The organism is Mesobacillus jeotgali (assembly GCF_900166585.1).
GTDB classification, from domain to species: Bacteria; Bacillota; Bacilli; order Bacillales; family Cytobacillaceae; genus Mesobacillus; species Mesobacillus jeotgali_A.
Genome location: NZ_FVZC01000009.1, coordinates 59666 through 86354, shown reverse-complemented (window position 1 = coordinate 86354; position 26689 = coordinate 59666). Strand labels below are relative to the sequence as shown.

The window sequence follows — 26689 nt, the reverse complement described above, 5'->3', positions numbered from 1 at the left end:
ACGAACTTAAGTGAGTTATCGCACATTCTCCTTCTCTATGATGTTCCCATCCTAAAAAATCCACACTCATTAACAAATGAGTGTGGATCCATTTTATCCAGCCTTCGGTTTGTTTCCCAGCTGGAGCTGGTACATCTGATAATACTTGCCCTTCAAGTCCATCAGCTGGTCGTGATTGCCTTTTTCCACAATCCGGCCGCGGTCCAGTACAAGGATTTGATCAGCATTCCGGATCGTCGACAGCCTGTGTGCAATGATAAAGGTAGTTCTCCCTTCCTTCAAAACGTCCATTGCTTCCTGGATAATCGCTTCGGTCTCGGTATCAATGCTCGAAGTTGCTTCATCAAGAATCAGGATCGCTGGATCGAATGCCAAAGCCCTGGCAAAAGAAATCAACTGTCTCTGCCCGCTCGAAAGCGTACTGCCCTTCTCAATCACTGGCTCATCATAACCATTTTCAAGGTTTTTCAGAACCCGGTCTGCTCCGACGCTAGCCAATGCTTTCTCGACTGCTTCGCGGGAGATTGCGGGATGGTCAAGACTGATATTAGAAGCAATTGTTCCGGTGAAAAGGAAGGGATCCTGGATGACAATACCCATATGCTTTCGCAGGGTCTGCCTTGGCATTTCAGATATGTCCATGCCATCTATCAGTATTTTTCCTTCCTGCGGATCGTAAAATCTGAACAGCAGATTCATTATCGAGCTTTTTCCCGAACCGGTATGACCGACTAGTGCTATGGTTTCCCCTTGTTTGGCTTCAAAGTTGAGATCCTTCAGTACATTTTCGCCTTCCTTATAACCGAAGGAAACATGATCGAAAACGACATTTCCTTTATAGCGTGAAATCTCTTTCTCGCTGACATCAATCCCATCCTCATCCATCAGCTTGAAAACTCTCTCACCGGCAACTAATGCCTGTTCCAGATTAGCCAGCTGATTAACGATTCCCTGCACAGGATTGAAAAGACGGTTGATATAATCAACAAAAGCATAAAGCATCCCCAGTGAAATAGCAGACGACGGCTGCATAGATTCGCCGCCGAAATACCAGATAAACGCGACGAAGACGATGTTCCTTAAGACCGCGACAAGGTTATGGGAGGTTGTCGAATTCAGGTTCAGGAGCTTATTTTGATAAGTGAAATGCTCATTATTCAGTTTCTCGAAATCCTTCTGTGTTTCATTTTCCCGGCTGAATGCCTGGATGACGCTCATTCCCTGGATTGATTCATTGATCATTCCATTGATGTCGCTTACCCGTGAGCGAATAACATGATTATATTTTGATGCGTACTTGCGGTACAGTTTTGCCCAGATGAAAAGAATTGGCAACAACAGCAAACAGATTGCCGCAAGCTTGACATTCAGAATAAACAAGGCAATATAAATGCCGGTAATATAGATGAAACTTGTAAAGAATGTGGACAGAACCGTTACATAAAGTTCCCGTATTGCCTCTGTATCGTTTGTGATCCTTGCGACGACCTTTCCTGCAGGAAGATTGTCAAAGTACCTAATAGGCAGCCGCTGGATCTGCCCGAAGACATCCTCTCGCAACTTCTGGATGATGCGGTTGGCAGATTTTTGCAAATAGAACCTCTGCCCATATTGGAAAATCGACGCAATGACCAGCAAGCCGAAATAAAAAGCCAGCAGCTTAATGATATTTGGGATTTCAGGCCGATAAAAATTCATCAGCTCCTTGCCAGAAAGCTGTTCAGCTTCATACTGGACTGCCCTGGAACCTTTATTGATTGTCAAAATTCCATCCTCATAAGTCCGAGTGCCGTCAAATTCAATCTCGGAATCAACAAAAACAAAATTTCTCCCCACCTGAAGGATCCGGGCAGAAACTATCTGCCCCTTCATCGCTTTTTTTGTATAATAGCTGTCTTTGTATTGTACAGACCCGCTGTCTGCTTCACTTTCATGCCAGACTGATTCAATCCCTAAAATATGCTGGTCAATCATCCGCTTGGCGATGAATGGGCCAGCAAGATCCGCGGCGACTGCAACAGTAAGCATGGCCAAAGCAACTAATATCATTTTTTTGTAATTTAACGCATATCGGAACAGTCTTTTTCCTGTACTCATCCGGAGTGCACCTCCTCTTCGACTGCTTCTACCTGCTGCATGACATATTGAGTGAAATACCAGCCTTGAGCTTTCATTAATTGTTCATGAGTACCCTCTTCAACGATTCTTCCATCTTCAAGGACGACGATATGGTCTGCATGTTCCACAGCAGACAATCTGTGTGTAGTAATAATGGTTGTTTTTGCATTCCGCTCCCGGCGAATATTATCGATAATCTTTTTCTCTGTTTTGGCATCGACAGCCGAAAGCGAGTCATCTAGAATCAAGATTTCCGGATCCTTAATCAAAGCGCGCGCAATGGAAATCCGCTGCTTCTGTCCCCCGGATAGCGCAACCCCTTTTTCACCGACAAGTGTTTCCAGGCCTTCAGGCAACATTTCCAAATCCTTTCGGAATGCAGCCAGGTCGATGATATCCTGCAATTCTTTCTCGGATGCCAGCGGGTTTCCAAACAGGATATTCTCTTTTACTGACCGGGAAAACAGGATGTTTTCCTGTGGTACATAGCCCATCCAGTTCCTGGTCTGCCTGAGGCTGTGTTCCTGGATAGGAACACCTGATACAAGCAGGTTCCCGCTTCCTTCTGGATATTCCCTGAGCAGCTGTTTAATCAGGGTTGTTTTTCCGCTGCCTGTCTTCCCGACGATTCCCAGCGTTTGGCCGCGGTTCAGTTGCAGCTTGATATGGTCAAGATTATTCACATTGGATGAAGGATATCTGAACGTTAGCTCTGACATCTGTAAATTGTCCGGTTCGTTGCCCTCCACTGGTTTAACCGGGTCTGCAACGTCTTCCTTGTAGGATAACGTTTCATTCAGGCGGTCAAGAGAAGCGTTGCCCCGCTGCATGACATTGATAAGTTCGCCGATTGCGAACATTGGCCAGATGAGCATGCCGAGATATACATTAAAGCTCACCAGCTCTCCCAGCGTCAGTTTTTGCTGGAATACGAGGATGGCGCCATAACCCAGGCCGATCAGGTAGCTTAATCCGACAAGGATTTTAATCGTAGGCTCAAATAAAGAGTCGATTTTTGCTACTTCAATATTTTTGCGATAGACATCTTCCGTCAATTCATGGAACCGGGATTCATCCGCTTTTTCCTGCACATACGCCCTGATGACCCTGACTCCTGATACGGATTCCAGCACCCGGTCATTCAGCTCGCCGAACGCATCCTGTGCTGAAGTGAACTTGGAATGAATCCTTTTCCCGTATATATTGATTAGATAAGCCATGATTGGCAGCGGAATAATGGAGACAAGAGTCAGCTCCCAGCTGATGAAAAAGCCCATTGTGAGCACAATCGTCAGCATAAAAACGCTTGAATCAACTAGAGTCAGGACACCGAAACCTGCGGTGATTGAAATGGCCTTTAAATCATTCGTCGCCCTTGCCATCAAGTCACCTGTCCGGTTTTTTTCAAAAAACGTCGGCGTCATCTTCAGCATATGTCTCATGAAGCGGCTCCTTAGCTTCCGCTCAATCAGGAAGGCACCGCCAAATAATTGATACATCCAAATATAAGTAAGGAAATACGATACTACCGTAATGAGAACCAGTGAACCAATATATTTGAAAATCAACGCCTCATTCATGGCTCCAAGCTGAATTGAGTCGATGGCCATACCGACGATTTTTGGCGGCAGTACATCAAGTACTCCGACAAAGATTAGCAATGTAATAGCAACGCTATATCTTTTCCAGTTTTCTTTAAAAAACCAGCTTAACTTTGTTAATACCGATAACATTGTCAGTCACTCTCCTCTCCTCGAAAAGCGCAAGCGGCTTGTTCAGCCCCGACCAGCGCTGCCCGCCTGATAACGCCACGTCCTGTAGCTGGCGGGTCTAGCACGTAGTGTGCCTCGGAGGGCCGACCGGTGAAGTCGTTCATTGACTTCATTGGGCGGACCGAAGCGACTCGAGGGGCTAGACGCTGGAGCTGGACATTTCTCGGAATAAAATTTAACCCCTGTACTACACAAAAAAACTGACTAGCCGCTTTCCAGATGTTCTTCTTTTACTAATTTCTTTACATTTGCGTTTGCCATTTTGGTTCCTCCTATTATTAATTTGGAATGGAAGCCCTCTGTACATGAAAAAAGACATATCGCGGCATGCGATATGTCTTGAATCACTTGATAAAGACAAAAAAGGCATACGTCACGCGGATGCGCAACCCATGCCTGCTTGATCACAGAGAAAATTGATTAGAAACAATTACAAAAAGAGGATGGGTTACTTGTATTCAATTGAGCTGATTTTACAATTGTTACAATGATCATGTCCGTAACCCTCCTTTTAGATATTTTTTCCATTCCTTTGTAAGGTTATCACCTTACTTGCCACAATGTCAATTCTAATTTTTCACTATTTTTCATCATTTCAAATATTTCCTTTTTTCTTGCGCCAAACCTTTCGGATAAAAAGTAAGTAAACAAGAAGCGGCATTGGTGCCTGGATCATTCCCAGAATTCCCCATAGCCAGTGATTGTGACCATGCTTCCTGGCATTGGTAAACAAAAAAATACTCTGCGACAATAAGATTGTTGCAACGACTGCGAGCATGAAAGGTGACAATTCCTCGTTCATCGTGTATCCACCTGCTTTTGCATTCCTTTATAGCCAAAAAAACCTGCAATGGCTACTGTAGCAGTTTGGAGCATAAGGAATAGTATCGGCAGTTCTAGCAAGGTGAAAATAACAACTGTCAGGATAAGCATGGCACTCAATATAAACCAAGTCAGCTCCCGGAGGAAGTTCTTTTTTTGAATCTCCTGCTGTCTCAGCACCATATGTCCAAACCATTTTTCATCAGGAGTATATAAGTCCATGGATTCCAGTTTATCCAGTCCATTTTGAATAGCACTGATGGTTTCAAAAAATTCCTTATCCATTTGATCATCGTTTGACGAGATTCCTTTTTGGTTTTTCATCTACTTTCAGCTCCCTTCTAACGGCTAAAAGCCCATGGTGGACTCTAGACTTCGCAGTACCAGCGGCAATATTAAGAATTTCACCTATCTCATCATACGAATACCCATAATAGTGCTTAAGAATTAGCGGGATCCTCATCTCATCATTCAGCCTGGAGATTGCAGCAAGTGCATCTGTCCATTCCTCGTTCTTTGATTCCATATACCATTGAAGCTTTCGGGACGCTGCTTCCCCTTCATTCCACTCTTTTTCGCGCTTTTTCTTTCGATGCTGGTCGATATACATATTTGTCGCAATGCTGATAAGCCACGATGAAAATTTTGATTGGCCATTAAATAAGTGAATCTTCTCCACACATTTTGCCATAGTTGCTTGCGCAAGCTCTTCAGACATGTCAGGATTCATCGTAATTTTCATCAGGTATTTTACCAGCAGGGGATAATGATTCCTGAACAGCACAGCAAACGAACGGTGGTCACCTTTTTTTGCACTTGTGATTAGCTCTTTCTCATCCATAAAAGCATGCCTCGCTTTCCCCGCCACCCGAAAAATGATCTCTCTCATTTATTATTTATTCATAAGACGGTCTAAGTAAAGTATCGTTCAAAAAAAATGTTAGTTGTTAAGAAAAACGCAAGCGCCTTGGGAAGCCACCACCCGACAAGCTATGCACCCCTAAATGCTGGGTCCTCACCAAAGCTGCTCAAGTCAGGTGCGCTGCCTTGCTTCATAGCTTTCCTTGATTTAAGGCGGCAGTTCTAGCCCGTTGAGTGCCAGGGAAGGTCCGACGAGTGAAGCCAAAAAAAGAAAGTCCTTAGAGGACTTCCTTTAGACTCCAGATTCTGTGACAGTATTTTCCACTACAGTACCATTCTCTTCCGCCAATTTCGGCAGGACGATCAAATAAAATATCCCCACAATCGCCAGACAGCCGCCGACGATCCAATACAGCATTTCAATTGTCAACAGAACTGGGAAGCTATAGGCAATGAAAGCAAGCATCAATGAATGTGACAGCATATTAAGCGGGCTGATCAGCCCCTGAACCCTGCCCATCATTTTAGGATCGATAATGCTGGGGAGCCACCCTCCAATCCCAATGTTTATAAGCGGCAATGCCAGAGCAGAGATGAAGAGAACGCCAAGGAAAAGATAAATATTGTTTGGAAGTGAAGCAAGCGCCGTGAAACTTCCGGAGAGAATAAGCCCTACCGAAATAAGATGGTAGAGTTTAACCTTTTGTGAAAGCAATGAAGCGATTAGGCTGCCAATCAGTACTCCAATCCCAAACACGAAACCAATCACGATTGAATATTGCTCGTAAGATTCTGGTGCAAGTTTATACTTCAGAATAAAAATCGGCATGACGGAGAAGCCGCCATTGACGATGCCGAAAATGAAGAACCCGATAATCAATGTAAATAGCAACTTGTTGCTCAGTACATAGGCAAACCCATGATTGAAATCCTTGAAAACCATTTTGATATTCAGTTCCTTTAGTTTATGAGAACCATTTGGAAGTTTCGCTTCCAGCGGAATCTCAGCTTTCTGAATAAGCAAGGCACTGATGATGAACGAAATTGTATCGATCAAAATAGCGCCGTAAATACCAATGGACCAATAAGCAAGGACTCCCAGACCATTCCCGAACAGCATAAATAGACTCATCACCAGTTGGTTCAATCCCGCAGCTGCAGTATAATCCTCTTTTTTCAGTATTCCCTGAACCATTCCATGCTCTGCCGGGAAAAAGAACTTTTGAATCGCACTTCTCAAGAACAGCATCCCAAAAACCAATGGCATCCAGCCGACATAGATTGCAGCAATTAATGTGATCGATAAACCAGCGCTAATCCAATCACAATAAACCGCTATTTTTTGCCGGTCCATCCTGTCTGCAAAAACCCCGATCATAAAAAATACCGCCAGCATCGGCAAAGAATACGTCAACTCTGTTATCGTCGCAAAGGTTGGCTGGGAGCTGAAACGGTCAAGCAAATAAAACATGAAAGCTGTTAGGCCAATTGTACTGCCCATTTGGGAAGTGAAGTTCGCCAAAAATAACTTGGTGAAACTGCTGTTCCTGAAAATATCCGCAAATTTTTTCATAAGCCTTTCTCCTCGCATCTTATATAGTATTCTCATGGTATCGTAAATGCAGAATACTAATAAACGCTCTCCTGGCCGTTTCCTTCTCCATCCTCAGACGGATTACAGTATCACTCTGGACCGATGCTCATTTAATTGCTTATGGGTCTGCAGTTTTCTATAGTCAACCATGCCAACATTGCCCATTTTGCACTTTGCAGGTTTTCAGGCCGTATTTACGGGGTATTATTCAACTAACCTACTTAAAAAGTTTAATTAAAGGAGTTTATATAAATGAAAGAGATTATGTCATCAAATGTAATGGTTCAAAAGAGATTCACTATGACAAAAATGCTTGAAATCTATCAGGCCGCTAAAAAATTGGACGGTGCTACTTATCTGTACAGCCGCCAGAAAGCAGTCGAAGCCACATCATTATCTAAACTGGTATCATTCCTGCTGACTGTAGAACCAAATACAACTTTAAAAATTATTATGGAAGGTACGGATGTAGAACCAAAATTAAACCAGCTGACAAAACTGTTAACAAACGAAGCTTCTGTACTTCGCGTTAAACGTAAGGCACTGATCGAAACTACAGAATCTTTCCAAATATAATTCCAATTCGAGATCATACAATAGTCGAGGTGAAGTTTCGTGGTAAGAACAATCCTAATGATTATCGGCGCAATCGTCGTAATCGGTTTCATATTAAGATTAATTTAATTATATTTATAAAACAGGCTATCAAAGATCATACCTTTGATAGCCTGTTTTTTATGCCAGAATACGGTTGTTCAGCACTGAATGAAACTAAAGGGTTACTAGAGAAAAGAAATTCTTGACATTCTAGTAGACTACGAATCGACGAAAAACAGCGCAGGTTTCCCCGCGCTGTACTTATAGTGCATCAGTTTTTTCAATCTTATTACCCTTCGTTTTTGGTTCCGCCGGTGTCGCCTTCGCCACCTGTGTCACCTTCGCCTCCAGTATCCCCTTCGCCTCCGGTATCCCCTTCGCCTCCGGTATCACCTTCGCCCCCGGTGTCGCCTGCACCTCCGGTATCCCCTTCACCTCCGGTTTCCCCTTCGCCTCCGGTATCACCCTCGCCTCCGGTATCTCCTTCGCCTCCGGTATCTCCTTCACCTCCGGTATCTCCTTCGCTTCCGGTGTCGTTTGTATTACCAGATTCACTGGTACCATTGCTATTGCCGGTATTTGTTGACGCAGGAGCTGGTTCAGTGGTTTCTTCCTTTTTAGGTTCTTCCTTATTCTTTTTCTGCTTCTTTTTTGCTTCTTCCCATTGCTTCTTAAGCTTTTCTGATTCCTTTTTAATCCTTGATTCAAGCTCTTTCACTGACTTGGCTCTCTGTTCTTTCTTGTGTTCATCTATATATTTTGAAAGTGGAGGAACATTGAAGGATTGTGCTTTTGTATTTTTCAAAGCCTCTGACATAAAGTCCTTGAATACCAGAGCGGCACCTTCACTGCTGGTAGTGGTTAAATAGTGCTCTTTATCTGTCTTGTCGTAACCAACCCATACTGCACCGACAAGTTGTGGGGTATAGCCCACAAACCATTGATCTTTTGTTCCTTTGACTCCTTCAATCGGAACCTGGGTAGATCCTGTTTTCCCAGCTAACTCCCTGCCAGGAATCTTTGCCCCTTTTCCTGTTCCATCCTCCACAACACCCATTAGCATCGTCGTCATTTTTTGTGCAGTTTCTTTTGACACCGCTTTGCTCTTTTTCCCCTTGTACTCAACTATTGTATTGCCTTCCTTATCAACGATCTTCGTGATTGCATGTGTTTCATGATGCTCCCCATTATTGGCAAAAGCGGAATAGGCTTCTGCCATGGTTACCGGTGAGACCCCAGTGGATAATCCACCAAGCGCCAGGCCAAGATTTCGATCATTCTTAGGATCCAGGTTAATGCCAAAGTTCTGTACCGATTCCATCCCTTTAACAATGCCTATCTCATTCAGCAGCCATACAGCTGGTACATTCAATGAATCTCTTAATGCTTCATACATAGGGACTTCGCCTTTATATTCATCATTGTAATTTTGAGGCTTGTAATCTTTGAATTCTGTTTCTTCGTCCTTCAGCATGTCCGTAATACCCCAGCCTTCTTCAAGCGCTGGCGCAAATACAGCAAGTGGCTTCATTGTAGAGCCGGGCTGGGCTTTTAATTGAGTTGCACGATTGTAACCACGGAATACATGCTCCCCACGGCCGCCGACAAGCGCACGAATGCCTCCATTTTTAGGATCGACCAATACTGCTCCGCTTTGGACCATCTGTTTTTCTGTTCCTTTCGGAAACAGTTCATCCTTCGCATAAGTCGCTTCTACAGCTGATTGCATTGTAACATCCAGCTCAGTATAGATTTGCAGTCCTCCAGTGAGAATTTCTTCCTGGGTCAGTCCGTACTTTTTGATGGCTTCATCAATGACATGATCTACATAATATGGATAGCGGCCGCGCAATGGATCTCCGCCCTTTTCATTCAATACAATCTTTTCGGCAACTGCCTCTTTATATTCTTCTTCCTTAATAAACCCATGAGTCTTCATCATTTGCAGTACAATATTTCTTCTTTCTACTGCTTCTTCATAATTCTTGTTTGGATCCAGCGCTGACGGTGCTTTAATCAAGCCTGCCAGCATAGCTGCCTCGCTTATTGAAAGGTCTTTCACATCCTTGCCAAAGTACCCCATTGCTGCCCGTTTGATTCCCCATGAACCATTACCGAAATAAATACGATTTAAGTACATTTGCATGATTTCATCTTTGGAATATTGCTTTTCGATTTCCCTCGCCATGAAAAATTCTTCGAGCTTTCGTTTATATGTCTTTTCGCTTGAGAGCAAAGCATTCTTTGTCAGCTGCTGGGTAATCGTGCTTCCGCCTTCAACAATACTGCCCGCCTTAACATTCTGTACAAATGCCCGCGAAATCCCGACAAGGTCGACTCCATCATGTTCATAAAAACGGTGGTCCTCGATAGCAATAACAGCGTTCTTAACATGATCAGGAACATCTTCTATCTTGATTCCTTCATTTTTCAATGCCGAAATCTTGCTGGCAACCTCTCCGCTAGCATCATAGATGACGGTAGCCTGCGCCATATCATCATTCAAAGCACTGATGTCCGCCCCCTCTGAATAAACATGAAAAAAACTTAAGAATGCCAGTACTGCTGTAGAAACAGACAAAACCAGTACCTGGTTCATATGCAGCCGCTTCCAGCCCATTAAAAAACGTGTTAATATTGAATTTTTGCTCACTGAGCACCCCAACCTTTTAAAAATAGTTTAGAAATATGACACTTTCTTTTACCCATTTTTCAAAGGGATTAACACATATTGGCTAATTACAAGGAAAATAGACATAAAGAGATATAAAAGGCCAACCGATTGATCGATTGGCCTTTGGATTCTAAATAACATTATTATAGTAATACATTGCCTTGTGCCAGTTTTTATAATAGCCGCTGCCAATACCTAAACCCTCTTCCCACCTGAGTTCGGACAAATGTATGAGGTTGAAGCGTTGCTTTGCCCGACTTCGTCGTACTTCGGACAAAACCCAGTACTTGAGACGTTGCTTTGGCCGAACTTGGCTGTACTTCAAACAAAAGCTGAAGGGTGAGACGTCCTTATGCCCGAACCGAGATGGTATCACCTTAGATACAAACATAAAAAGCCGCAAAATTCGTCAGAACTCTGCGGTGTTTATAATAGAAATTATTAATTGCGGCTACTGGTTATGAATCTGTGATTCTATCGATTGTTCCTTGCTGACTGCTAATAAATCTCTTTCCCGAAGAAGTGTCTCCATGTACATATATACTATTTGCTTCGTTTTATCATCAGCTTGAATGACATCGAGGTGTTGCAGGCATTTACGTATTGTCGGATGCATTGCCTTTTGAGAATCCCATCCCATGTCGGCCACTCCCTATCTAAAATATATAACATTTATAACAAAATTCGCCAGGTTTTGGTTTTTTATGTGGGTAGGATGGATTATTTTAGAGAGTTATTTCTGGTTCGAAATGGGGTAATGGATACTAAATAAGAAGTTCCAACCTGGAGGTAGATTAATATGCCTGAAATCAAAAATATTGTCCTCGCTTACGATGATTCGGAGGGGGCTAGAAAAGCCCTTCAATTAGCCAAGGAGTTTACGAGAAACCTGGATGGAGCCAAGCTGTTTGTCGGTCATGTTTATGAAGAGAAAGTAAAAAGCGAGCTGGTGGAATCCACTGACCGCCCAATTGAGCCCCTCCCTATAAACAGCTTGCCTGCAGATGGAATTCAAGTACCGCCGTTAGCAACGGAGCAAGGTTCTCTTGGCAAATCAGAACATGCAATTATTACACATAGTTCTGAACAAGCTCTGAATAATGCTAAGTCTGAGCTGAATGCTCTCAATATCGAAACTGATTTCTCAATCCTCGACGGCAGCCCGGCGGAAGGTATATTGGAATTCGCGAGGGATGTAAATGCGGATTTAATCATTATCGGCCAGTCAGGAAATGAAGGGATTAAACGGAAGCTTCTTGGGGGAGTAAGCCAAAAAGTGACAAATAACGCTCATTGCCATGTGCTTATAGCAAAATGACCAAAACAGCAGCCATCGGCTGCTGTTTTGGTATCATTTATTCATTGCTTCGGAAGCAAGTTCCTTTAAACGCTCCTTTGTTTCCTTTTCTTCGAAACTGCTGAAGATCCTGAAATCGTCTTCATCAAGGATTCTGTAATGCTGGCTCAGGATATTCTGCTGCATGACAAACCCGCTGTTTCTGGCAACTTCTCGCCACCAGACTTTACCACCCAAGGTCTTCTCTTTCCTGTAATCCGTCCCTTCATGTGCAATAGTTTCAAGCACCTCAAGAGGTTCATTTCCGAATAAAAACTGGATTGTCTCCGTCTCCCTGAACAATGCACAAATCGTAACGACTGTTGACCAACCTGCCTGGACTCTGCCCTTTTCAATCTGGACAAGTGTCTTTTTTGAGATTCCGATGATGTCAGCCATTTTATCCTGAGTATAGCCAACCTCAGCCCTCAGGACCCTTACTTTCTCGGAAACTCTGTTTATAATTTCATCCCTGGTCATCCGCTTCATTCCTTTAAGTTCTTTTAGTGTAATTTTACACATATTTACCTGAAATTCAAATTAATTTTTATTTTTTATTTTTCTTTTGCAAAATGAAGTACTGTGAACCCGCCTTGCACTCGACGTACACGAATCATCTAAACCCCGCTGAATGTATTAGCCTGCCTTTTATATATGGCAAAAAGAGTCTCGGATTACATGACCAATCCGAAACTCTTTTTGTTATTTTATACGTTTTTTTTATAGTCTGCGCTGCAGTTACTTGAGCAGGAGCTTTGGATGGAGCAGGCTGCGCATTTTCCTTCTTTGGATTTCTGGATGAATCGGTAAAAGGCCAAGCCGGCATATCCAAATATAGCCCCGCCGATCAAGATATTTGCAATCATGAACCCTTCCTCCTTCCAACTTTAGCTTAATCCCAATAGCATGCCGCCTTGGTAGATGGCCAGTGACAGAAGATAAGCAATCACCAATGCATAAGCAATCGAAAAAGCGGTCCAGCGTTTTGAGCCTGTTTCCTTATAGATAGTCGCAGTCGTTGCAAGACAAGGAATATATAGCAGGATGAATACCATGAAGCTATACGCAGCCAATGGTGTATAATAAGCAGCCAGCAGTCCCTGGAGACTTGCTTCATCCGGGACAAAGTAAATGATATTCATTGTTGAAATGATTGCTTCTTTTGCAAGAAAACCGGTGATAAGTGAAGCGCTTGCCTGCCATGTTCCGAATCCTATTGGCGCGAACAGAGGCGCGAATATTCCCCCCAAAAGTGCCAGATAGCTATCATCCATGCTGACATTCGCACCTTCAGGACCAGCATATGCGAGCAGCCAGATCAGAACAGAGCCAGCAAAGATGAATGTACCAGCTTTTCTCACGAAACCTTTTCCCTTATCCCAGGTGCTTCTCCAAAGCGCTTTTGCCTGCGGCATTCTGTATGGGGGAAGTTCAATGACGAAAACAGAGGTTTCCCCTTTCAAAAGTGTCTTGGAAAAAACCTTCGCAAGTATGAGGGCGACTACTACACCTAATACATACAAGCTAAGAACGACTGCTGCCTTGTACTCTGTAAAAAATGCGCCGACAAACAAAGCGTATACAGGAAGCCTGGCTGAACATGACATTAATGGTGTCAGCAAAATAGTCATTAGTCTCTCTTTTGGTGTCTCAATCGTCCTTGCAGCCATGATTCCCGGCACATTACAGCCAAAACCAATCATCATCGGGATAAACGCTTTCCCATTGAGGCCAACTGATTCCATTAAACGGTCCATGACTAGTGCAACACGGGCCATATATCCTGAATCCTCTAGCAGGGAAATGAAAAAGAACAAAATGAAGATTTGCGGTACGAAAACAAGAACTCCGCCTACTCCGGCAACAATTCCATCAAGCACTAGGTCTTTTATGAAAGACGATGCGCCTGCCCAAGTTAAAGCTGCCGTGATACCAACTGTCAATGGGCCTGATATAAATGCATCCAATGCATCTGACAGCGGGAATCCCAGCCAGTCAAAAGTAAGCATGAACATGATAAACATTAGTGCCAGAAACATTGGGATACCAAGGAATTTATTTGTCACTACCATATCAACTTTCTCAGTCAGCGGGATTTTTTCATTGGCCGGTCTGGTTGTGGCTGCAGATATAATATTATCGATCGCATCACTTCTTTTACGGTGTATAACCTGGTCAAGAGCTTGTTTACTGCCTGATTGTTGCTGGTTGGAAACAGCAACAAAGTTAACCAGTGAATCAATTTCCTCCAATGGCAGATAGTTAGTTAAATAGGTCCTTACATAAGGATTGCCTTCAAATAGCTGAAGAGCGAGCCAGCGAACTGGATGTTTCGCCCTCCCATTCAGTTTCTTTCCGAGCTGAAGGATTCCCTCCTCAATGGCTTTACCATAATAGACAATAATGGATTTGCCAGTGCCGGTCACTTCATCTGTCACTAGCTCAGCGAGTTCATTACAGCCCTTTCCTGACCTGGCCACGACAGGTGCAACAGGAGTTCCCAGTAATTCAGAAAGTTTTTTAACATCGATTTGGATGCCCCTGTTTTTAGCGACGTCAAGCATATTCAGTCCAATAATCACCGGTGCCCCGTATTCAAGGAGCTGCATTGTAAGATGCAGATTACGTCTTAATTGGGAAGCATCAAGGATATTGAGCAGTTTCTCGAATGGTTCCTCCAGAAAGAAACTAGTAACCACCCCTTCATCCTTTGACAGCGGATTAAGGGTATAGACCCCCGGGAGATCAATAAGCTGATCTTTTTTATTTTTGAAAAGACCAACTTTCTTTTCGACCGTCACTCCGCTCCAGTTGCCAACATATTCATATGAACCTGTTAAATTATTAAACAATGAAGTTTTACCGGTATTCGGATTGCCAATAAGCGCAATATTCATCATACTCGCTCCACTTCAATACGTAATGCTTCCTTGCGCCGGATTCCGATGCATTGTCCACATGATTCCACCATCACAGGTCCTCCAAATGGCAGAATGCATTTCACACAGACTTCCGCTCCTTCTGCAATCCCCAAATCAAGCAATCTTCTTCTGACAAATTTATCAGTGCCAGCAATATTCATGATCCGGCCTTTTTCACCAGTCTTTAATTTTCCGAGCATCGCCATCACCTTTTTCATTTAGTTTTACAAAAGGGTGTTTTTTCCTTAAATGATACCTGCATATATGAAATGGAATTACATCAACTGTTAAGTTAGAAAAATTTTTTACGAATTTCTAAATGAGAATGATTATCTTTATTTAATCAATTTCAAGCCAGTCTCACTGTGACATAAATCACTATTAACCCCCAAAATACTTATATTCTAAAAAACTACATACAATTGACAATTTTTAAAGTTGAATGTCCCACATTTATTAAAATGCAAAAAGAGAGCTGAACATTTCGTCAGCTCTCCTGGCAGATTATATTTTATTGCTTACTGTTGTTGATTTAACCATTCTTGACGGAGCATAACCGATGACAAGGATGATGATAATGGCGGATAGAATCATACTTGGAATCATATAGGTTCCGTTATAGATGAGTGAATAAAGCCACGCCGGCTGGCCTTCTGGCGCCCATACTCCGAAAAAGACCCATCCGGAAAAGAAATGAGCGATAAAACGAAGCAGGCTGCCGATGAATGTCCCAGCGATTATCAAACCAATCCATTTTTTCCTGTCCCCGTTTTGTATGTTCTCTTTAATTTGTCTTGCAAAAATACCGGCAACACCCAGGACAGTGAAGGCTACCAAATAATCGATGAAACCCTGGACTGGATGGAATATTTGTGAGAAACCCAGGATGAATTGCAATAGGCCCAGCAGGAGGCCTGTGATTGCCCCTCCCTTAACTCCCCAGCGGAACGCCATCAGGAATACCGGTACCATAGCGATTGATACCGAACCGCCTTGCGGCCAAATTCTTGAGAATAAAAAACCGGAGAATAAATCCAGCAAATAAGCCAGAGCGGAAAACACCGCAATTTCCACTAAAAATAGAGTCTGTTTTTGTTTCATTTTTGTTCCTCCTTCTTTTCAGAATGAGGTCCGTTTTCAACACGCCTTTTCTGCTTCAGAAACAAAAAAAGCAATCAGGGGGATCTATAGGATTCCCAGATTGCTTTCCTATCGCATCCACATTCCTTCGCTAGCATTAACTAACAGGTTCAAAGGGTAAGAACTCGGGCGCTCACTCTCAGCTGCAAATGGCAGCTCCCCTTGTGGTTATTATTTAATTTCTACACTATGAATATACTACTTCTTATATTTTATCACAAGTCTAAAATATAGTACATGTCGAATTAGAATAGACAAATCTCTTCCATAGTTGCTAAAAATATCGGTCTTTTGTCACGTTTTTTTCTATTCGACGCATTTCCTCGGATGTTCTCATTATTCGACAAAGGGTTTTTGAACTTTACCTAGAATCTTTAATACCGAAAAGAAAAACTGGGGGACTTAATGAAATGCTGCCAATTACGGATAACCGATTGCTTAGCTTCCTGACTAGTGAAAGAGAACCGCTCATTGCTGACTGGACTGTCAATATTATCGTCTCAGAAGATGATCCATATAAAGAGAAAATAAGTAAGAACGCTGAGAAAATGTACGAAATTATTCTCTCTGTTTTTTCAAAGACAAATGATGAGTTGGAGGAACACCTTCAAAAGCTTGCTTTTATGGTAGGCGAAGAAAGGGTACGCGCTGATATCAATATCGGAGATTTTGTCTACAATGTCAATTCAGGCCGTTCTGTACTCTACAAGCACCTTTATAAACTCAATATGGAATGGGATGAGATGCAAGAGGCCATCAACCGCATCAATTACTGTTTTGATACTTTCCTGTATTACGCAGTATCCTATTACAACGAACAAAAGAACAAGATCATTGAGGAGAAAAACCAATTCATAGATTCGACTCACAAGGACAGGCTCACGTTGCTTGGCCAGATGACATCAAGCTTCATTCATGAATTCCGCAACCCATTGACTTCAATCCAGGGATTCATCCAGCTGCTGAGATCTGAACACGAGGATATGAAGTATCTTGATATCATATCAAGCGAGCTGGAACAACTGAATTTTCGTATTTCCCAATTTTTGCTTTTATCTAAAAAAGAACTCATTGGAAAAGAAAAAACCATTTTCTCATTGAATAAAATGATTGAAGAAGTATTGAATTTCTTGTACCCCAGCATTCTCGACACCAAGGTCCAGATCATTAAGGAAGTAGCCGACGATATGGAATTGTATGGCTATGCTGATGAAATCAGACAAGTCCTAATCAATATAATCTTTAATGCAATCGATGTTTTGAGTCAGTACCGTGATGATCCTAAAATTGAGATTAAGGGTTTCTTCGTAAATGATACCCATATAAAAATCGAAATCTCCAATAATGGCCCGGTCATACCTGACCATTTGCTTAAGACGATTTTCGAGCCCTTCGTCACAACGAAAACGCTTGGAACAGGCCTCGGTTTATTTGTCTGCCGGGAAATAATTGAAAAGCACAAAGGCATTCTTGCCTGCTCATCAGAGCCAGATAAAACTTCATTCATCATGCTTTTGCCATTAATAAGGATGGAGAACTAAAAATAATAAAAAGACCCTGCCGGTGCCGGCAGGGTCTTGTGTCATTTTTAATATTCAAGTGTACGATTGTCCTCTGTATTTGTGATTCTTCTTTTCTTTGTTTGAACAACATGTTTCTTTTCCGTTTCAGCGACAATGACTGCACATGCTGCATCGCCTGTGATATTGACAGCGGTTCGCGCCATATCAAGAAGACGGTCAATTCCCAGGATCAAGCCGATACCTTCAACAGGAAGACCGACAGACTGGAGAACCATTGCCAGCATGATCAAACCTACGCCCGGCACACCTGCTGTACCGATACTTGCCAATACAGCCGTTAAGACGACCGTCATCAGCTCTGTCAATGTAAGATCAACACCATAAACCTGGGCAATAAAGATTGTAGCTACCCCCTGCATGATTGCGGTTCCGTCCATATTGATCGTTGCGCCAAGAGGCTGGACAAAGCTGCTTACAGGCTCAGGAACGCGAAGATTCTTCTGGGCCGTTTCCATTGAGACAGGAAGAGTCGCGTTACTGCTGGAAGTACTGAATGCAACCCCCATAGCAGGAGCGAAACCTTTGAAAAACTTGAAAGGATTCATCTTCCCCAGGAAGTATACAGTCGATCCATACGTCAACACAGCATGAATTATTAATGCAAGAACCACAACCAGCATATATACTCCCATCGCTTTAATTGCGTCGAATCCCTGGCTGCCTATTGCAGTTGCAATCAAACCAAATGTTCCGAATGGAGCAAACTTCATCACAAGTCCAACTAAATACATCATGATGTCATTACCTTGTTCAACAAGATTCAATATCCCTTTTGTCTTTTCACCAAGGGCCGTCAGGGCTATCCCGATGAACAAAGCAAAAACAATTACTTGAAGCATATTGCCAGTTGTCAGTGCTTCAAATGGATTTGCCGGAATAAGATTTAAGAAGGTCTCACTTACTGGCGGTGCTTTTTCAGCCTTGTATTCTGCTCCGCTCGTGTCAAACTGGCCCATCAGCCCTGGCTTTATCATGAAGGCGAGAGCAAGGCCTATTATTATGGCAACTGCTGTTGTCGTTAAAAAGTAGCTTACGGTTTTAAAGCCTATCCGGCCGAGCTTTTTTGGATCTCCGAGCCCTGCTGTACCAAGAATGATTGAAAACAAAACAATCGGCACAACAAGCATGCTGATTAAATTAATGAATATCTTGCCTAGCGGCGTAAATAGGAATTTATCTAAAACAGTGAACAATTCAGGTGAAAAAATGTTAAGAATAAGCCCTGTCATGGCACCCAGTCCAAGGCCTATCAGTATTTTAGTCGTCAGTTTCATAATTTTCCTCCCAGTTTAAAAAAGTATAAAAAAGAATGTAAAGATTTATTCCCCCTCTGCTTTTCGTTTAAACCACGACACATTAATTGGCCAGAATTTCCATATAAAAATGGGAGTAAGGAGGTTTATATGAATTATTTAAGAATAGATCCGGAACTCAGCATTAATTTATTTGGAACACGCGAAGCCGAGGAACTGTTCTGGTTATTGAATTTAAACCGAAGCTATCTGCGAAAATGGCTTCCATGGGTTGATGGGATTCAGTCGCCGCAACAAATTTTTTCTGTGATACAAATGTGGGAGAAGAATTCTCAAGAAGGCAGCAGTTTTCACTTTGGAATACGCTTTAGAGGAGTTCTCGCTGGAAGCATCAGCCTTCATGCTATCGACTGGACTAACTCACAGGCAAGCATTGGCTACTATATAGGGGAAAAATGGCAAGGAAGGGGCATTACGCTGAGGACCGTAAAGGCTGTTATAAACCATGCTTTTTACGGACATGGACTGAACAGACTTGAAATAAGGTGCGGGAAGGACAATCAAAAAAGCAAAGCGATACCTGTCAAGCTTGGTTTTCGTCAGGAAGGAATTATACGAGATGGAGAATACCTGAATGGGAACTTTCACGATCTAATTGTATACGGACTTCTTGCAAGAGAGTGGAATATCAGAGCATTTGCTCTTTGATAATCCTTTAATTTTCAGAGCTATAAAGTTTGCATGGACCTGGTTGCTGCGGCCAGGTTGCTTTTTACCAACCATTCATCCACACCTTTTCTTTACTTTAATAAGCGTTGGCAGGCAACTCGTTGGACCGGAAGCTTGATTGTGAAGGTCGTCCCCTTTGAACTCGATTTTACATTAATCTTGCCATTATGCTCTTCAATAATTTTATAGCATATCATCAGTCCCAGGCCATTCCCATTTTCTTTCGTCGTGAAAAATGGTTTGCCGATTTTATCAAGGTCCTCCTGCGGGATTCCTTTACCTGTGTCAGCAACTACAATGGTCAACTCATCCCCTGATTTTGAAATCACGACTGTTACTTCACCCGGCAATTCCATTGCATCAACCGCGTTCATAAGCAAATTGACCAGTACCTGCTTGATTTTGTTTCCATCACAAAGAAACATCCCATCCTCCAGTGTAGAACGCCTGGTAATTTCAATACACTTCTTGGCTGCTTCGGCCATCAGGAGGGTTATGGCATGATCGACCAAATCATTTATGTCATAGGATTTAAAGTCGGATTTGTGGGGCTTCGCCATCAGCATAAGCTCCTTCGAGACAGATTCTATTCGTTTGATTTCTTCTTCCATAATTGATAAATAGCCGTGGTTCAATTCCTGTCCGGCCTTCATTAGCTGAATGAATCCCTTAAGGCTCGTTAAAGGATTTTTGATTTCATGGGCGATTCCTGCTGCAAGCTGGCCCACAACATTTAATTTTTCATATTCCAGGATGAAATGCTCGGCTTTAATTTTTGCCGAAACGTCTGTTGTGACCGAAATAAACTCCAGCGGCTCATCACTCTCAGGATGGCGTGAAACTGAGATCTGAGAGTTCACCCAGATATATACCCCATCTTTACGCTTTATGCGGTACGTAAGACAGCATACTTCTTCCCCATGAGGCATGGCGATTTCGGCTATCCTTTTATAATCTTCTGCATGGACAAATAAAGTGTACAGTTTTCCAATTATTTCATCCGGGGCATAACCGAGCATAGATTGAACGGTCGGTGTAACATACTTAATAAGACCATCTGGTGTTCTTTTGCAAATAAAATCCATGGATGGCTCCACCCATATCTTCTCATTGGTTTTCTCGTAATTATGCAATTTACTTTCCAAACTGGATAAAAGATTAATCATGTCCACCCTCCCTTTCATCAATCTTACTGAATATTAAAATAAGTTTCAAATCATTATTGTAAAATTAATTATAAAAAGGGTATATTTCCCATTGGGAAATTTTTCTGAAACCAATTAAGCAGTTAATTTGGTAAAATCTGAATTTTCCAATATAATTGAACATAAACTTCATACTTTATATGTCCATTTCATACATTGTTATAACCACATTTTTTATCTTCCCCGGAACTTTTCTGGATATGGTATAATTAAATTTAAATGATAAAGCTGAGGTGGTATGATGGGGCAAACTATCGTATCAAGAATGTAACAGCAGCTGAGCGGACGGAACAGCATAACAGGAGGTGGGCCCTGGCTGATCCAGCCGCACGGAAATGGCCCGTTGCATATTCTTGTACAAATTTATATAAATAGCAATAAAAAATAAAAGTTTAATTTACAGTTTACTGGGAGGTGACTCCTTACCCGCTATTCCGCGGGCTAAGGGAACTTATTTGGACATATTTAACTTGGTTTGGATAGCCATTTTAATTGCTTTAACGGCATTTTTTGTCGTTTCAGAATTTGCGATTGTTAAAGTGAGAAGTTCCAGAATCGATCAATTAATAGAAGAAGGCAGCAAAAAGGCTATACTGGCAAAAAGAGTGATTTCCAATCTGGATGAGTATCTTTCAGCCTGCCAACTGGGAATCACGATTACTGCGCTTGCTATCGGCTGGCTTGGAGAACCGGCAATTGCCGGATTGCTGAAACCGCTGTTCATCAGTCTGGATGTCTCAGAATCTTTGGGCCATATCCTGTCTGTTGGGATAGCCTTTGCGACGATCACATTTCTTCATGTCGTAGTCGGCGAATTGGCTCCTAAGACATTGGCAATCCAAAAAGCTGAATGGGTTTCCTTGAATACAGCTGGACCGTTGATCCTGTTTTACAAGATCATGTATCCATTCATCTGGCTGTTAAATGGATCTGCCCGCCTTGCTGTTGGGCTTTTCGGACTAAAGCCTGCCTCTGAAAATGAATTGGCTCATTCTGAAGAAGAACTTCGCATCATTCTTTCTGAAAGCTTTAAAAGTGGTGAAATCAACCAGTCAGAGTTTAAGTATGTAAATAAAATCTTCGAATTCGACAACCGGATCGCCAAGGAAATCATGGTGCCCCGTACTGAAATCATTTCGCTGTCATTGGAAGATTCTCTGGAGACTTTCCTCCAGATTGTCAAGGAAGAGAAATTCACCCGCTATCCTGTCATTGATGGCGATAAGGACCATATTGTTGGACTCGTCAATATCAAAGAGGTGATGACTGATCTGATCCATGATCAGGGTAAGAATAAAAAAGCGATAGATTCATATATTCGCCCCATCATCCGGGTCATCGACAGCGTCCCAATCCACGATTTGCTGGTCAAGATGCAAAAAGAACGCATACACATGGCGATTTTGATGGATGAATATGGAGGTACTTCAGGATTGGTGACAGTCGAAGATATTCTTGAAGAAATTGTTGGGGAAATTCGTGATGAATTCGATATGGATGAAGTACCGATGATTCGTAAAATCAAAGACAGCCATTATCTGATTGATGCGAAGCTGCTTGTCAGTGAGGTAAATGACCTCCTTGCGCTGGATATTAATGATGAGGACGTTGATACCATAGGCGGCTGGATGCTCACCGAAAACTACGAAGTTAAACAGGGTGATGTGGTCAGCTTCGGAACGTACCATTTCAAAATCATTGAGATGGAAGAGCATCACATCAAATATATCGAAGTGACAAAACAACCAGAACAAGAGAAGGCAGCTGAGAGTTTTTTTATAAATAAAACCGAAGTAGTTTCATAAGCAAAAACAAAACCCAGGCAGAGCTAATCTGCCTGGGTTTTGTTTTTTCATTTAATTAAACTTTCCATGTCTGGACGTCATCAGCTTCGATGATTCCCATGACCACGTCGTCTACGTCTGGATCTGTCAGTACCTTATCCGTGACCCTGAACTTAATGTCATCAGCATCTGCCAATGTCAGCCCTTTACGGAGCTCTATATAGCTTTCAACATGGTACTGCCTGCCCTCCTGGACAATCCTTAATGTATTTATATCAATTACATCTGGATCAGACAGGATTAGGTCTGCAATCCGGTCTTCCACAACCTTAGGTGCCGCGACTCCAATCAGGCCAACCGTGTTTTCATAGCCGATTTTCAATGCAATTCCAATCAGCAGGATGCCAATTAGCAAGGTTCCAATCCCATCGAGCAAATAAAAACCCGTTACATGGGCCATCACAATCGAAACTAATGCTAAGAGTGCCCCAAAGGTCGCAATCAAATCTTCATAGAAAACCAGCCTGGTCGGGGGTGATGCAAGACTGACATTTTTAAATGCATTAGGCACGATTCCGAAGCCTGCTGCTTTGCTTCTGGTTTCATGTGCAATCTCTTTCATAGCCTTGACCAGTATGCCGCCATCGACTAGCACCGCAACTGTCATGATCAAGATATTCAGCCACATATTTGACGAGGCTTTTGGATGCTGGATCAGCTCCCATCCTTTGATGACTGTTTCGTATGCCATGATCGAAATGATAATGACGGCAACAAGGACGAATAAATTAACAACCCTTCCGAACCCTGTCGGGAATCGTTTGGTGGCTTCCTTTTCCGAAATCGCACTGCCAATGAATACAAAGAATTGATTCAGCGCATCAGCAACCGAATGAAGTGTCGTCGCCAGCATTGTACCGCTTCCGCTAATAACTGCCGCAATTCCCTTGATTATTGCAAGGAACGTATTCCCAAGTGCTGCAATCCCAGAAGACTTGTTTCCTCTTTTTAAAAATTCTATCATAGATGATTTTCCTCCGTCCGATTTGCTAGTTTTCATATAAGTGTGTGTTAGTGTCTTTTTACATTTTTCACATTTACGGCTGGATTAAACATTTATTTGAAAGCTTCCATTACCAACCCATGTGACTTTCAAGAAAACTGCATACAAAAAACCATCAGGATTTCCTGATGGTTTTGACTCAAATGTTTATGTTCTGCTTTTTGAGGCTTCTGAAATTCGTTTATTATAAGCATTGAAACGCTGTTTGACATTGATCCATATATCTTCAGCCAATAATTCAATACCTATCGCGGTCAGCGAGAATATATTTGCATAGTGCTTTTTCACTTCCCATTTGAGCTCATGCTTTCCGCATATACTGTATTTATTGACCTCCTCCATCTCCTTGCTGAGCAATGCCAGTTGGCGACTCTTCTCTTCATCGGGCAACGCGATGATCTGGTCGATTTTTTCAATATATTCAAGCGATCTGGCAATCTTCTCATTCACTTCGTCATGAGTCTTCTTATCTACAAGCTCATGCTTCAGTTTAAAAGCATTCAGGTTCTTTGCAGATTCATAGGTGGACTTAACGATTTCATCCCTGGTCATGTAATCTGTTTCGAAGCTGAGCATATATTTCCATGATGGCTGTGTGATTGCCTTTCTATGATCTTCGATTGTGTGGCAGAACCTTTTATAGCCATATTTTTCAGGATTTTCAAAAGCTGGGCTTGCCGGGTCCAGGAACGGCGCAAGCGGAGCGACAAAATAGGATAATCGTTTATCCCCATGGCAGGCATTATGGATCTCTTCGCAAAAATTGACATTTTCGAGAGCACTTTGATAATCCTGATGAGGGATACCAACCATGAAGAATATATCTATCTTTTTACAGCTATGCTTCAATGCATGCTGAAGTGTTTCTATTACTTTCGCATTTGTGCAATTAAATTTCCCATTATAACGGCGAATTTTCTCATCATGTGTTTCCAGGGTCAGTTCAATGCTGAAATTAGGCACGGCTTTCTCGATTTTTTCAAAAAACTCTTCGTTCGCATATTGGAATAATTCAAAAACCAATTCGTTCTTAAGTTTGATTTTGCTGAGCCGTTCAAAAAACTCATCCACATACTCCTTGCCAGCCTGCCGGATATCATGAAGAATGAAGATTGGCGCCCTGCTGAAGCGCTGAATGAAAAGGATATCCTCTATCAGTTTCGCAGGCGAGCGTTTAGCCAGGACTTTACGGTTGCAGTTATCCTTGTATGATTGCTTTGACCCTCCGCAAATCAAGCAGCCCTGAGTACAACCCTTCGCTGTCAGTATGGCAGTATTCGGATATTGGAGCCAGCCGTTATATGGCAGTGGGTCGAGGAAGTTTTTATACTTGAATACCGATTTAATCGTATATCGATAACCAGGGATATCGAATTCATCGAGACTGTCAGGGACATGGCTTAATGGATTGTAAACCGGAGTGTCTCCTTCCTTCCATGTAAGGTTTGGGATTCCGCCCAGATGATGAGTTCCACTTTTCAAATGATTGATTAAAAGGAGCATTGATTTTTCCGTCGAATCACCCCGCATAACAAAGTCGATGCATGGATACTCAATTAATTCTTTATGGTAATAGGTGGCAGAAAGACCTCCAAAAATCATCGGAGTTTCAGGATGGATATTTTTCACTATTTTTGCCAGTTCAATACTTCCGTGAGCATGGGGAAGCCAGTGCAGATCAATGCCAAAAGCACGTGTTTTAATTTTTTTCAGCTTCTTTTCCACATCAAAACCCTCATCCATCAGCATTCGGTTGGCGACATTAATGATTTTGACACGCATACCCTGCCGTTCCAGATACTCTGCAATACTCGTCAGCCCAATAGGATACATTTCAAATACAGGAGATGACGGTACAACATCACTGATAGGGCCAGCCAGCAAAGCACTTTTCCTGAAATCATATACACTGGGTGCATGGAGAAGGACTAAATCATATTTCAAAGGACTCACCTCAATAAAAGATATACGATTAATCTGCCTAAAACAGGCAATGTATGATTACACTTTAATCATAACTCTTGCTATCTTCGTCAAAGTCCTTGAAAGGTAAAGATTTTGTGAACAACTGCACATTACAACTGAAGAATCACTTAAAACACCATATATACTAAGGCTTTAGCTGTTTATGAAAGTTTTGTGGATGATATAGCACAAAAAAAGAGATTGCTTTTCGGCAATCTCTTTTGCTCTATTTTTCCTGCTGGACCATCAGGATTTCTTCCTCTACTCTGCCCAATTTCAGCAGATGAGAATCCAGGCGTTTATGAATCGTGCTGAATTCTGCATTGTTCTTCTTTTCTGCACGGATCAATAATTCTTTAAGCATATTTTCGATTTTTGCACTTTGAAGCTCTTCCATTCTTTCAAGTGCATCTTTTATATCTGTAATATCAATTTGATTCGAGGTTACCCGATGTTCGATACTATCTACCTTTTCAAGACGATCCAGTCTTTTTTCGATGCTTTCTGTCCTTTTATGCAGTGAGTCCATTGAGCTCTCAATACTTTTTAAAAGATTAATGATTTCTGAGAAACCTTCCATTTCACCGTGCTCCTCTTCATTTGGCTTAAGCTTATTTTAACATCATTATACAGGTCGATATGTTACAAAACTGGTAACATATCGACCTGTTGTTTGCAATTCCGCCATATTTTCAGCTAACGCCCCTGCAAAAAATGATTTCAAAGGTGGAATAAGCAGCAAAAAGCAGACTCACTAATGCCGCAAGTCTGCTTTCTGTATGATCAATTGCTGCCTGATGTAGCCTTCAGGCCAATGATTCCGATTAAAATAAATGCCACAAACATAAGCCGTAGTAAATTGCGGGGCTCACCAAACAGGACCATGCCAAGGATCACAGCACCTGCCGCTCCAATCCCAGTCCATATCGCATAAGCTGTGCCAATCGGAAGTGTTTTTACTGCCATCGATAAAAAATAAAAGCTTATGCCCATTCCTGCAATCGTAATTAACGATGGGACTGCTTTGGTAAAACCTTCTGTATACTTCAGGCCAATTGCCCATACAATTTCAAAGATTCCTGCTATCAGCAAAAATATCCAAGCCATTCTTTTACCCCCTTTTCATTGAAAAAACCTGGGAGATATCCTTAGATATCTCCCGGGTTTTTATCCCTCCGTGTACACAGGTTTTCCTGCGCGTCCTCTCTCGGACCAGACCAGCAAAGCAGCTGCGGAACCCTAGAGGACTTTTCATAATAGAAATAGTAACAC

General features: G+C 42.3%; 24 protein-coding genes and 2 riboswitches. Of the genes, 5 read left to right on the top strand and 19 right to left on the bottom strand.

Features of this window, described 5'->3' with window-relative positions:
- Positions 1–93: 93 nt before the first annotated feature.
- The 6 genes from B5X77_RS10495 to B5X77_RS10470 form a co-directional block, all read right to left on the bottom strand.
- Positions 94–2097 (bottom strand): ABC transporter ATP-binding protein, encoded by a 2004-nt coding sequence (locus B5X77_RS10495; RefSeq protein ID WP_079507864.1) that lies wholly within the window; start codon positions 2095–2097, stop codon positions 94–96.
- Entirely contained in the window at positions 2094–3851 is a 1758-nt protein-coding gene (locus B5X77_RS10490; RefSeq protein WP_079507862.1) for an ABC transporter ATP-binding protein, read from the bottom strand. The genes B5X77_RS10495 and B5X77_RS10490 overlap by 4 nt, the downstream gene beginning before the upstream one ends.
- Positions 3852–4485: 634 nt before the next feature.
- Positions 4486–4692 carry a sigma-Y antisigma factor component gene (locus tag B5X77_RS10485; RefSeq protein ID WP_079507860.1) on the bottom strand — a complete coding sequence of 69 codons (207 nt, stop codon included), beginning with the start codon at positions 4690–4692 and terminating at the stop codon, positions 4486–4488.
- Positions 4689–5036, bottom strand: a complete 348-nt coding sequence (locus B5X77_RS10480; protein ID WP_079507858.1) for a YxlC family protein — start codon at positions 5034–5036, stop codon at positions 4689–4691. The genes B5X77_RS10485 and B5X77_RS10480 overlap by 4 nt, the downstream gene beginning before the upstream one ends.
- Positions 5002–5553 carry an RNA polymerase sigma factor SigY gene (gene sigY / locus B5X77_RS10475; RefSeq protein WP_079507856.1) on the bottom strand — a complete coding sequence of 184 codons (552 nt, stop codon included), beginning with the start codon at positions 5551–5553 and terminating at the stop codon, positions 5002–5004. Before sigY ends, B5X77_RS10480 begins: the two co-directional genes overlap by 35 nt.
- 312 nt (positions 5554–5865) lie before the next feature.
- Positions 5866–7146: an MFS transporter gene (locus B5X77_RS10470; protein WP_079507854.1), complete on the bottom strand. Its 1281-nt coding sequence runs from the start codon at positions 7144–7146 to the stop codon at positions 5866–5868.
- 273 nt (positions 7147–7419) lie between these two features.
- Between B5X77_RS10470 and B5X77_RS10465 the strand changes: the two genes are divergently transcribed.
- A complete protein-coding gene (locus B5X77_RS10465) occupies positions 7420–7743 on the top strand; it encodes an HPr family phosphocarrier protein (RefSeq protein ID WP_079507852.1) in 324 nt (107 codons plus the stop codon).
- A 310-nt stretch (positions 7744–8053) separates the two neighbouring features.
- Here B5X77_RS10465 and B5X77_RS10460 read toward each other — a convergent pair whose 3' ends face one another.
- Positions 8054–10384: a transglycosylase domain-containing protein gene (locus B5X77_RS10460; RefSeq protein ID WP_218970314.1), complete on the bottom strand. Its 2331-nt coding sequence runs from the start codon at positions 10382–10384 to the stop codon at positions 8054–8056.
- Between the two features lie 505 nt (positions 10385–10889).
- A complete protein-coding gene (locus B5X77_RS10455; protein WP_079507850.1) occupies positions 10890–11078 on the bottom strand; it encodes a hypothetical protein in 189 nt (62 codons plus the stop codon).
- Between the two features lie 159 nt (positions 11079–11237).
- Between B5X77_RS10455 and B5X77_RS10450 the strand changes: the two genes are divergently transcribed.
- Entirely contained in the window at positions 11238–11756 is a 519-nt protein-coding gene (locus tag B5X77_RS10450) for a universal stress protein (RefSeq protein WP_079507848.1), read from the top strand.
- Positions 11757–11789: 33 nt separating this feature from the next.
- Here the strand turns inward: B5X77_RS10450 and B5X77_RS10445 are convergent, their stop codons facing one another.
- The 5 genes from B5X77_RS10445 to thiT form a co-directional block, all read right to left on the bottom strand.
- Positions 11790–12254: a helix-turn-helix transcriptional regulator gene (locus tag B5X77_RS10445; RefSeq protein ID WP_079507846.1), complete on the bottom strand. Its 465-nt coding sequence runs from the start codon at positions 12252–12254 to the stop codon at positions 11790–11792.
- Between the two features lie 227 nt (positions 12255–12481).
- Positions 12482–12640 (bottom strand): FeoB-associated Cys-rich membrane protein, encoded by a 159-nt coding sequence (locus tag B5X77_RS10440; protein ID WP_079507844.1) that lies wholly within the window; start codon positions 12638–12640, stop codon positions 12482–12484.
- Between the two features lie 21 nt (positions 12641–12661).
- Positions 12662–14671: a ferrous iron transport protein B gene (gene feoB / locus B5X77_RS10435; RefSeq protein ID WP_079507842.1), complete on the bottom strand. Its 2010-nt coding sequence runs from the start codon at positions 14669–14671 to the stop codon at positions 12662–12664.
- The gene (locus B5X77_RS10430) at positions 14671–14895 is read right to left on the bottom strand and encodes a FeoA family protein (RefSeq protein WP_079507840.1); all 225 of its coding nucleotides are present in this window, start codon (positions 14893–14895) and stop codon (positions 14671–14673) included. The genes feoB and B5X77_RS10430 overlap by 1 nt, the downstream gene beginning before the upstream one ends.
- A 304-nt stretch (positions 14896–15199) precedes the next feature.
- Positions 15200–15796: an energy-coupled thiamine transporter ThiT gene (gene thiT, locus B5X77_RS10425; RefSeq protein ID WP_079507838.1), complete on the bottom strand. Its 597-nt coding sequence runs from the start codon at positions 15794–15796 to the stop codon at positions 15200–15202.
- Positions 15797–15901: 105 nt separating this feature from the next.
- A riboswitch (TPP riboswitch) is annotated at positions 15902–16008 on the bottom strand.
- Positions 16009–16245: 237 nt separating this feature from the next.
- Between thiT and B5X77_RS10420 the strand changes: the two genes are divergently transcribed.
- Entirely contained in the window at positions 16246–17376 is a 1131-nt protein-coding gene (locus B5X77_RS10420) for a histidine kinase N-terminal domain-containing protein (RefSeq protein ID WP_079507836.1), read from the top strand.
- A gap of 47 nt (positions 17377–17423) precedes the next feature.
- On the opposite strand, the gene B5X77_RS10415 is transcribed toward B5X77_RS10420, so the two are convergent.
- Positions 17424–18692 carry a dicarboxylate/amino acid:cation symporter gene (locus B5X77_RS10415; RefSeq protein ID WP_079507834.1) on the bottom strand — a complete coding sequence of 423 codons (1269 nt, stop codon included), beginning with the start codon at positions 18690–18692 and terminating at the stop codon, positions 17424–17426.
- A gap of 129 nt (positions 18693–18821) precedes the next feature.
- On the opposite strand from B5X77_RS10415, the gene B5X77_RS10410 reads away from it, so the two are divergent.
- Complete coding sequence (locus B5X77_RS10410; RefSeq protein ID WP_079507832.1) at positions 18822–19379, top strand: GNAT family N-acetyltransferase; 558 nt, start codon at positions 18822–18824, stop codon at positions 19377–19379.
- Between the two features lie 92 nt (positions 19380–19471).
- Here the strand turns inward: B5X77_RS10410 and B5X77_RS10405 are convergent, their stop codons facing one another.
- Positions 19472–20566 carry an ATP-binding protein gene (locus B5X77_RS10405; RefSeq protein WP_176167298.1) on the bottom strand — a complete coding sequence of 365 codons (1095 nt, stop codon included), beginning with the start codon at positions 20564–20566 and terminating at the stop codon, positions 19472–19474.
- A gap of 494 nt (positions 20567–21060) precedes the next feature.
- Between B5X77_RS10405 and B5X77_RS10400 the strand changes: the two genes are divergently transcribed.
- On the top strand, positions 21061–22410 hold the full coding sequence (locus tag B5X77_RS10400; protein ID WP_079507828.1) for a hemolysin family protein: 1350 nt from the start codon (positions 21061–21063) through the stop codon (positions 22408–22410).
- A 55-nt stretch (positions 22411–22465) separates the two neighbouring features.
- On the opposite strand, the gene B5X77_RS10395 is transcribed toward B5X77_RS10400, so the two are convergent.
- The 4 genes from B5X77_RS10395 to sugE form a co-directional block, all read right to left on the bottom strand.
- Positions 22466–23413 (bottom strand): cation diffusion facilitator family transporter, encoded by a 948-nt coding sequence (locus B5X77_RS10395; RefSeq protein WP_257391786.1) that lies wholly within the window; start codon positions 23411–23413, stop codon positions 22466–22468.
- 186 nt (positions 23414–23599) lie between these two features.
- Positions 23600–25396 carry a TIGR04190 family B12-binding domain/radical SAM domain protein gene (locus tag B5X77_RS10390; RefSeq protein WP_079507824.1) on the bottom strand — a complete coding sequence of 599 codons (1797 nt, stop codon included), beginning with the start codon at positions 25394–25396 and terminating at the stop codon, positions 23600–23602.
- 247 nt (positions 25397–25643) lie between these two features.
- Positions 25644–25997 (bottom strand): hypothetical protein, encoded by a 354-nt coding sequence (locus B5X77_RS10385; protein WP_079507822.1) that lies wholly within the window; start codon positions 25995–25997, stop codon positions 25644–25646.
- Positions 25998–26200: 203 nt separating this feature from the next.
- The gene (gene sugE, locus B5X77_RS10380) at positions 26201–26524 is read right to left on the bottom strand and encodes a quaternary ammonium compound efflux SMR transporter SugE (protein ID WP_079507820.1); all 324 of its coding nucleotides are present in this window, start codon (positions 26522–26524) and stop codon (positions 26201–26203) included.
- Positions 26525–26571: 47 nt separating this feature from the next.
- A riboswitch (guanidine-I (ykkC/yxkD leader) is annotated at positions 26572–26671 on the bottom strand.
- Between the last annotated feature and the right edge of the window lie 18 nt (positions 26672–26689).

Coding starts and splice junctions, on each gene's coding strand:
- B5X77_RS10460 (WP_218970314.1), bottom strand. CDS start 10,384: ATGGGCTGGAAGCGGCTGCATATGAACCAGGTACTGGTTTTGTCTGTT.
- B5X77_RS10385 (WP_079507822.1), bottom strand. CDS start 25,997: ATGGAAGGTTTCTCAGAAATCATTAATCTTTTAAAAAGTATTGAGAGC.
- B5X77_RS10465 (WP_079507852.1), top strand. CDS start 7,420: ATGAAAGAGATTATGTCATCAAATGTAATGGTTCAAAAGAGATTCACT.
- B5X77_RS10470 (WP_079507854.1), bottom strand. CDS start 7,146: ATGAAAAAATTTGCGGATATTTTCAGGAACAGCAGTTTCACCAAGTTA.
- feoB (WP_079507842.1), bottom strand. CDS start 14,671: ATGAATATTGCGCTTATTGGCAATCCGAATACCGGTAAAACTTCATTG.
- B5X77_RS10410 (WP_079507832.1), top strand. CDS start 18,822: ATGAATTATTTAAGAATAGATCCGGAACTCAGCATTAATTTATTTGGA.
- B5X77_RS10495 (WP_079507864.1), bottom strand. CDS start 2,097: ATGAGTACAGGAAAAAGACTGTTCCGATATGCGTTAAATTACAAAAAA.
- B5X77_RS10420 (WP_079507836.1), top strand. CDS start 16,246: ATGCTGCCAATTACGGATAACCGATTGCTTAGCTTCCTGACTAGTGAA.
- sigY (WP_079507856.1), bottom strand. CDS start 5,553: ATGGATGAGAAAGAGCTAATCACAAGTGCAAAAAAAGGTGACCACCGT.
- B5X77_RS10450 (WP_079507848.1), top strand. CDS start 11,238: ATGCCTGAAATCAAAAATATTGTCCTCGCTTACGATGATTCGGAGGGG.
- B5X77_RS10480 (WP_079507858.1), bottom strand. CDS start 5,036: ATGAAAAACCAAAAAGGAATCTCGTCAAACGATGATCAAATGGATAAG.
- B5X77_RS10455 (WP_079507850.1), bottom strand. CDS start 11,078: ATGGGATGGGATTCTCAAAAGGCAATGCATCCGACAATACGTAAATGC.
- B5X77_RS10405 (WP_176167298.1), bottom strand. CDS start 20,566: ATGATTAATCTTTTATCCAGTTTGGAAAGTAAATTGCATAATTACGAG.
- B5X77_RS10445 (WP_079507846.1), bottom strand. CDS start 12,254: ATGACCAGGGATGAAATTATAAACAGAGTTTCCGAGAAAGTAAGGGTC.
- B5X77_RS10440 (WP_079507844.1), bottom strand. CDS start 12,640: ATGATTGCAAATATCTTGATCGGCGGGGCTATATTTGGATATGCCGGC.
- B5X77_RS10490 (WP_079507862.1), bottom strand. CDS start 3,851: ATGTTATCGGTATTAACAAAGTTAAGCTGGTTTTTTAAAGAAAACTGG.
- B5X77_RS10485 (WP_079507860.1), bottom strand. CDS start 4,692: ATGAACGAGGAATTGTCACCTTTCATGCTCGCAGTCGTTGCAACAATC.
- sugE (WP_079507820.1), bottom strand. CDS start 26,524: ATGGCTTGGATATTTTTGCTGATAGCAGGAATCTTTGAAATTGTATGG.
- B5X77_RS10395 (WP_257391786.1), bottom strand. CDS start 23,413: ATGATAGAATTTTTAAAAAGAGGAAACAAGTCTTCTGGGATTGCAGCA.
- B5X77_RS10430 (WP_079507840.1), bottom strand. CDS start 14,895: ATGCTCGGAAAATTAAAGACTGGTGAAAAAGGCCGGATCATGAATATT.
- B5X77_RS10415 (WP_079507834.1), bottom strand. CDS start 18,692: ATGAAACTGACGACTAAAATACTGATAGGCCTTGGACTGGGTGCCATG.
- thiT (WP_079507838.1), bottom strand. CDS start 15,796: ATGAAACAAAAACAGACTCTATTTTTAGTGGAAATTGCGGTGTTTTCC.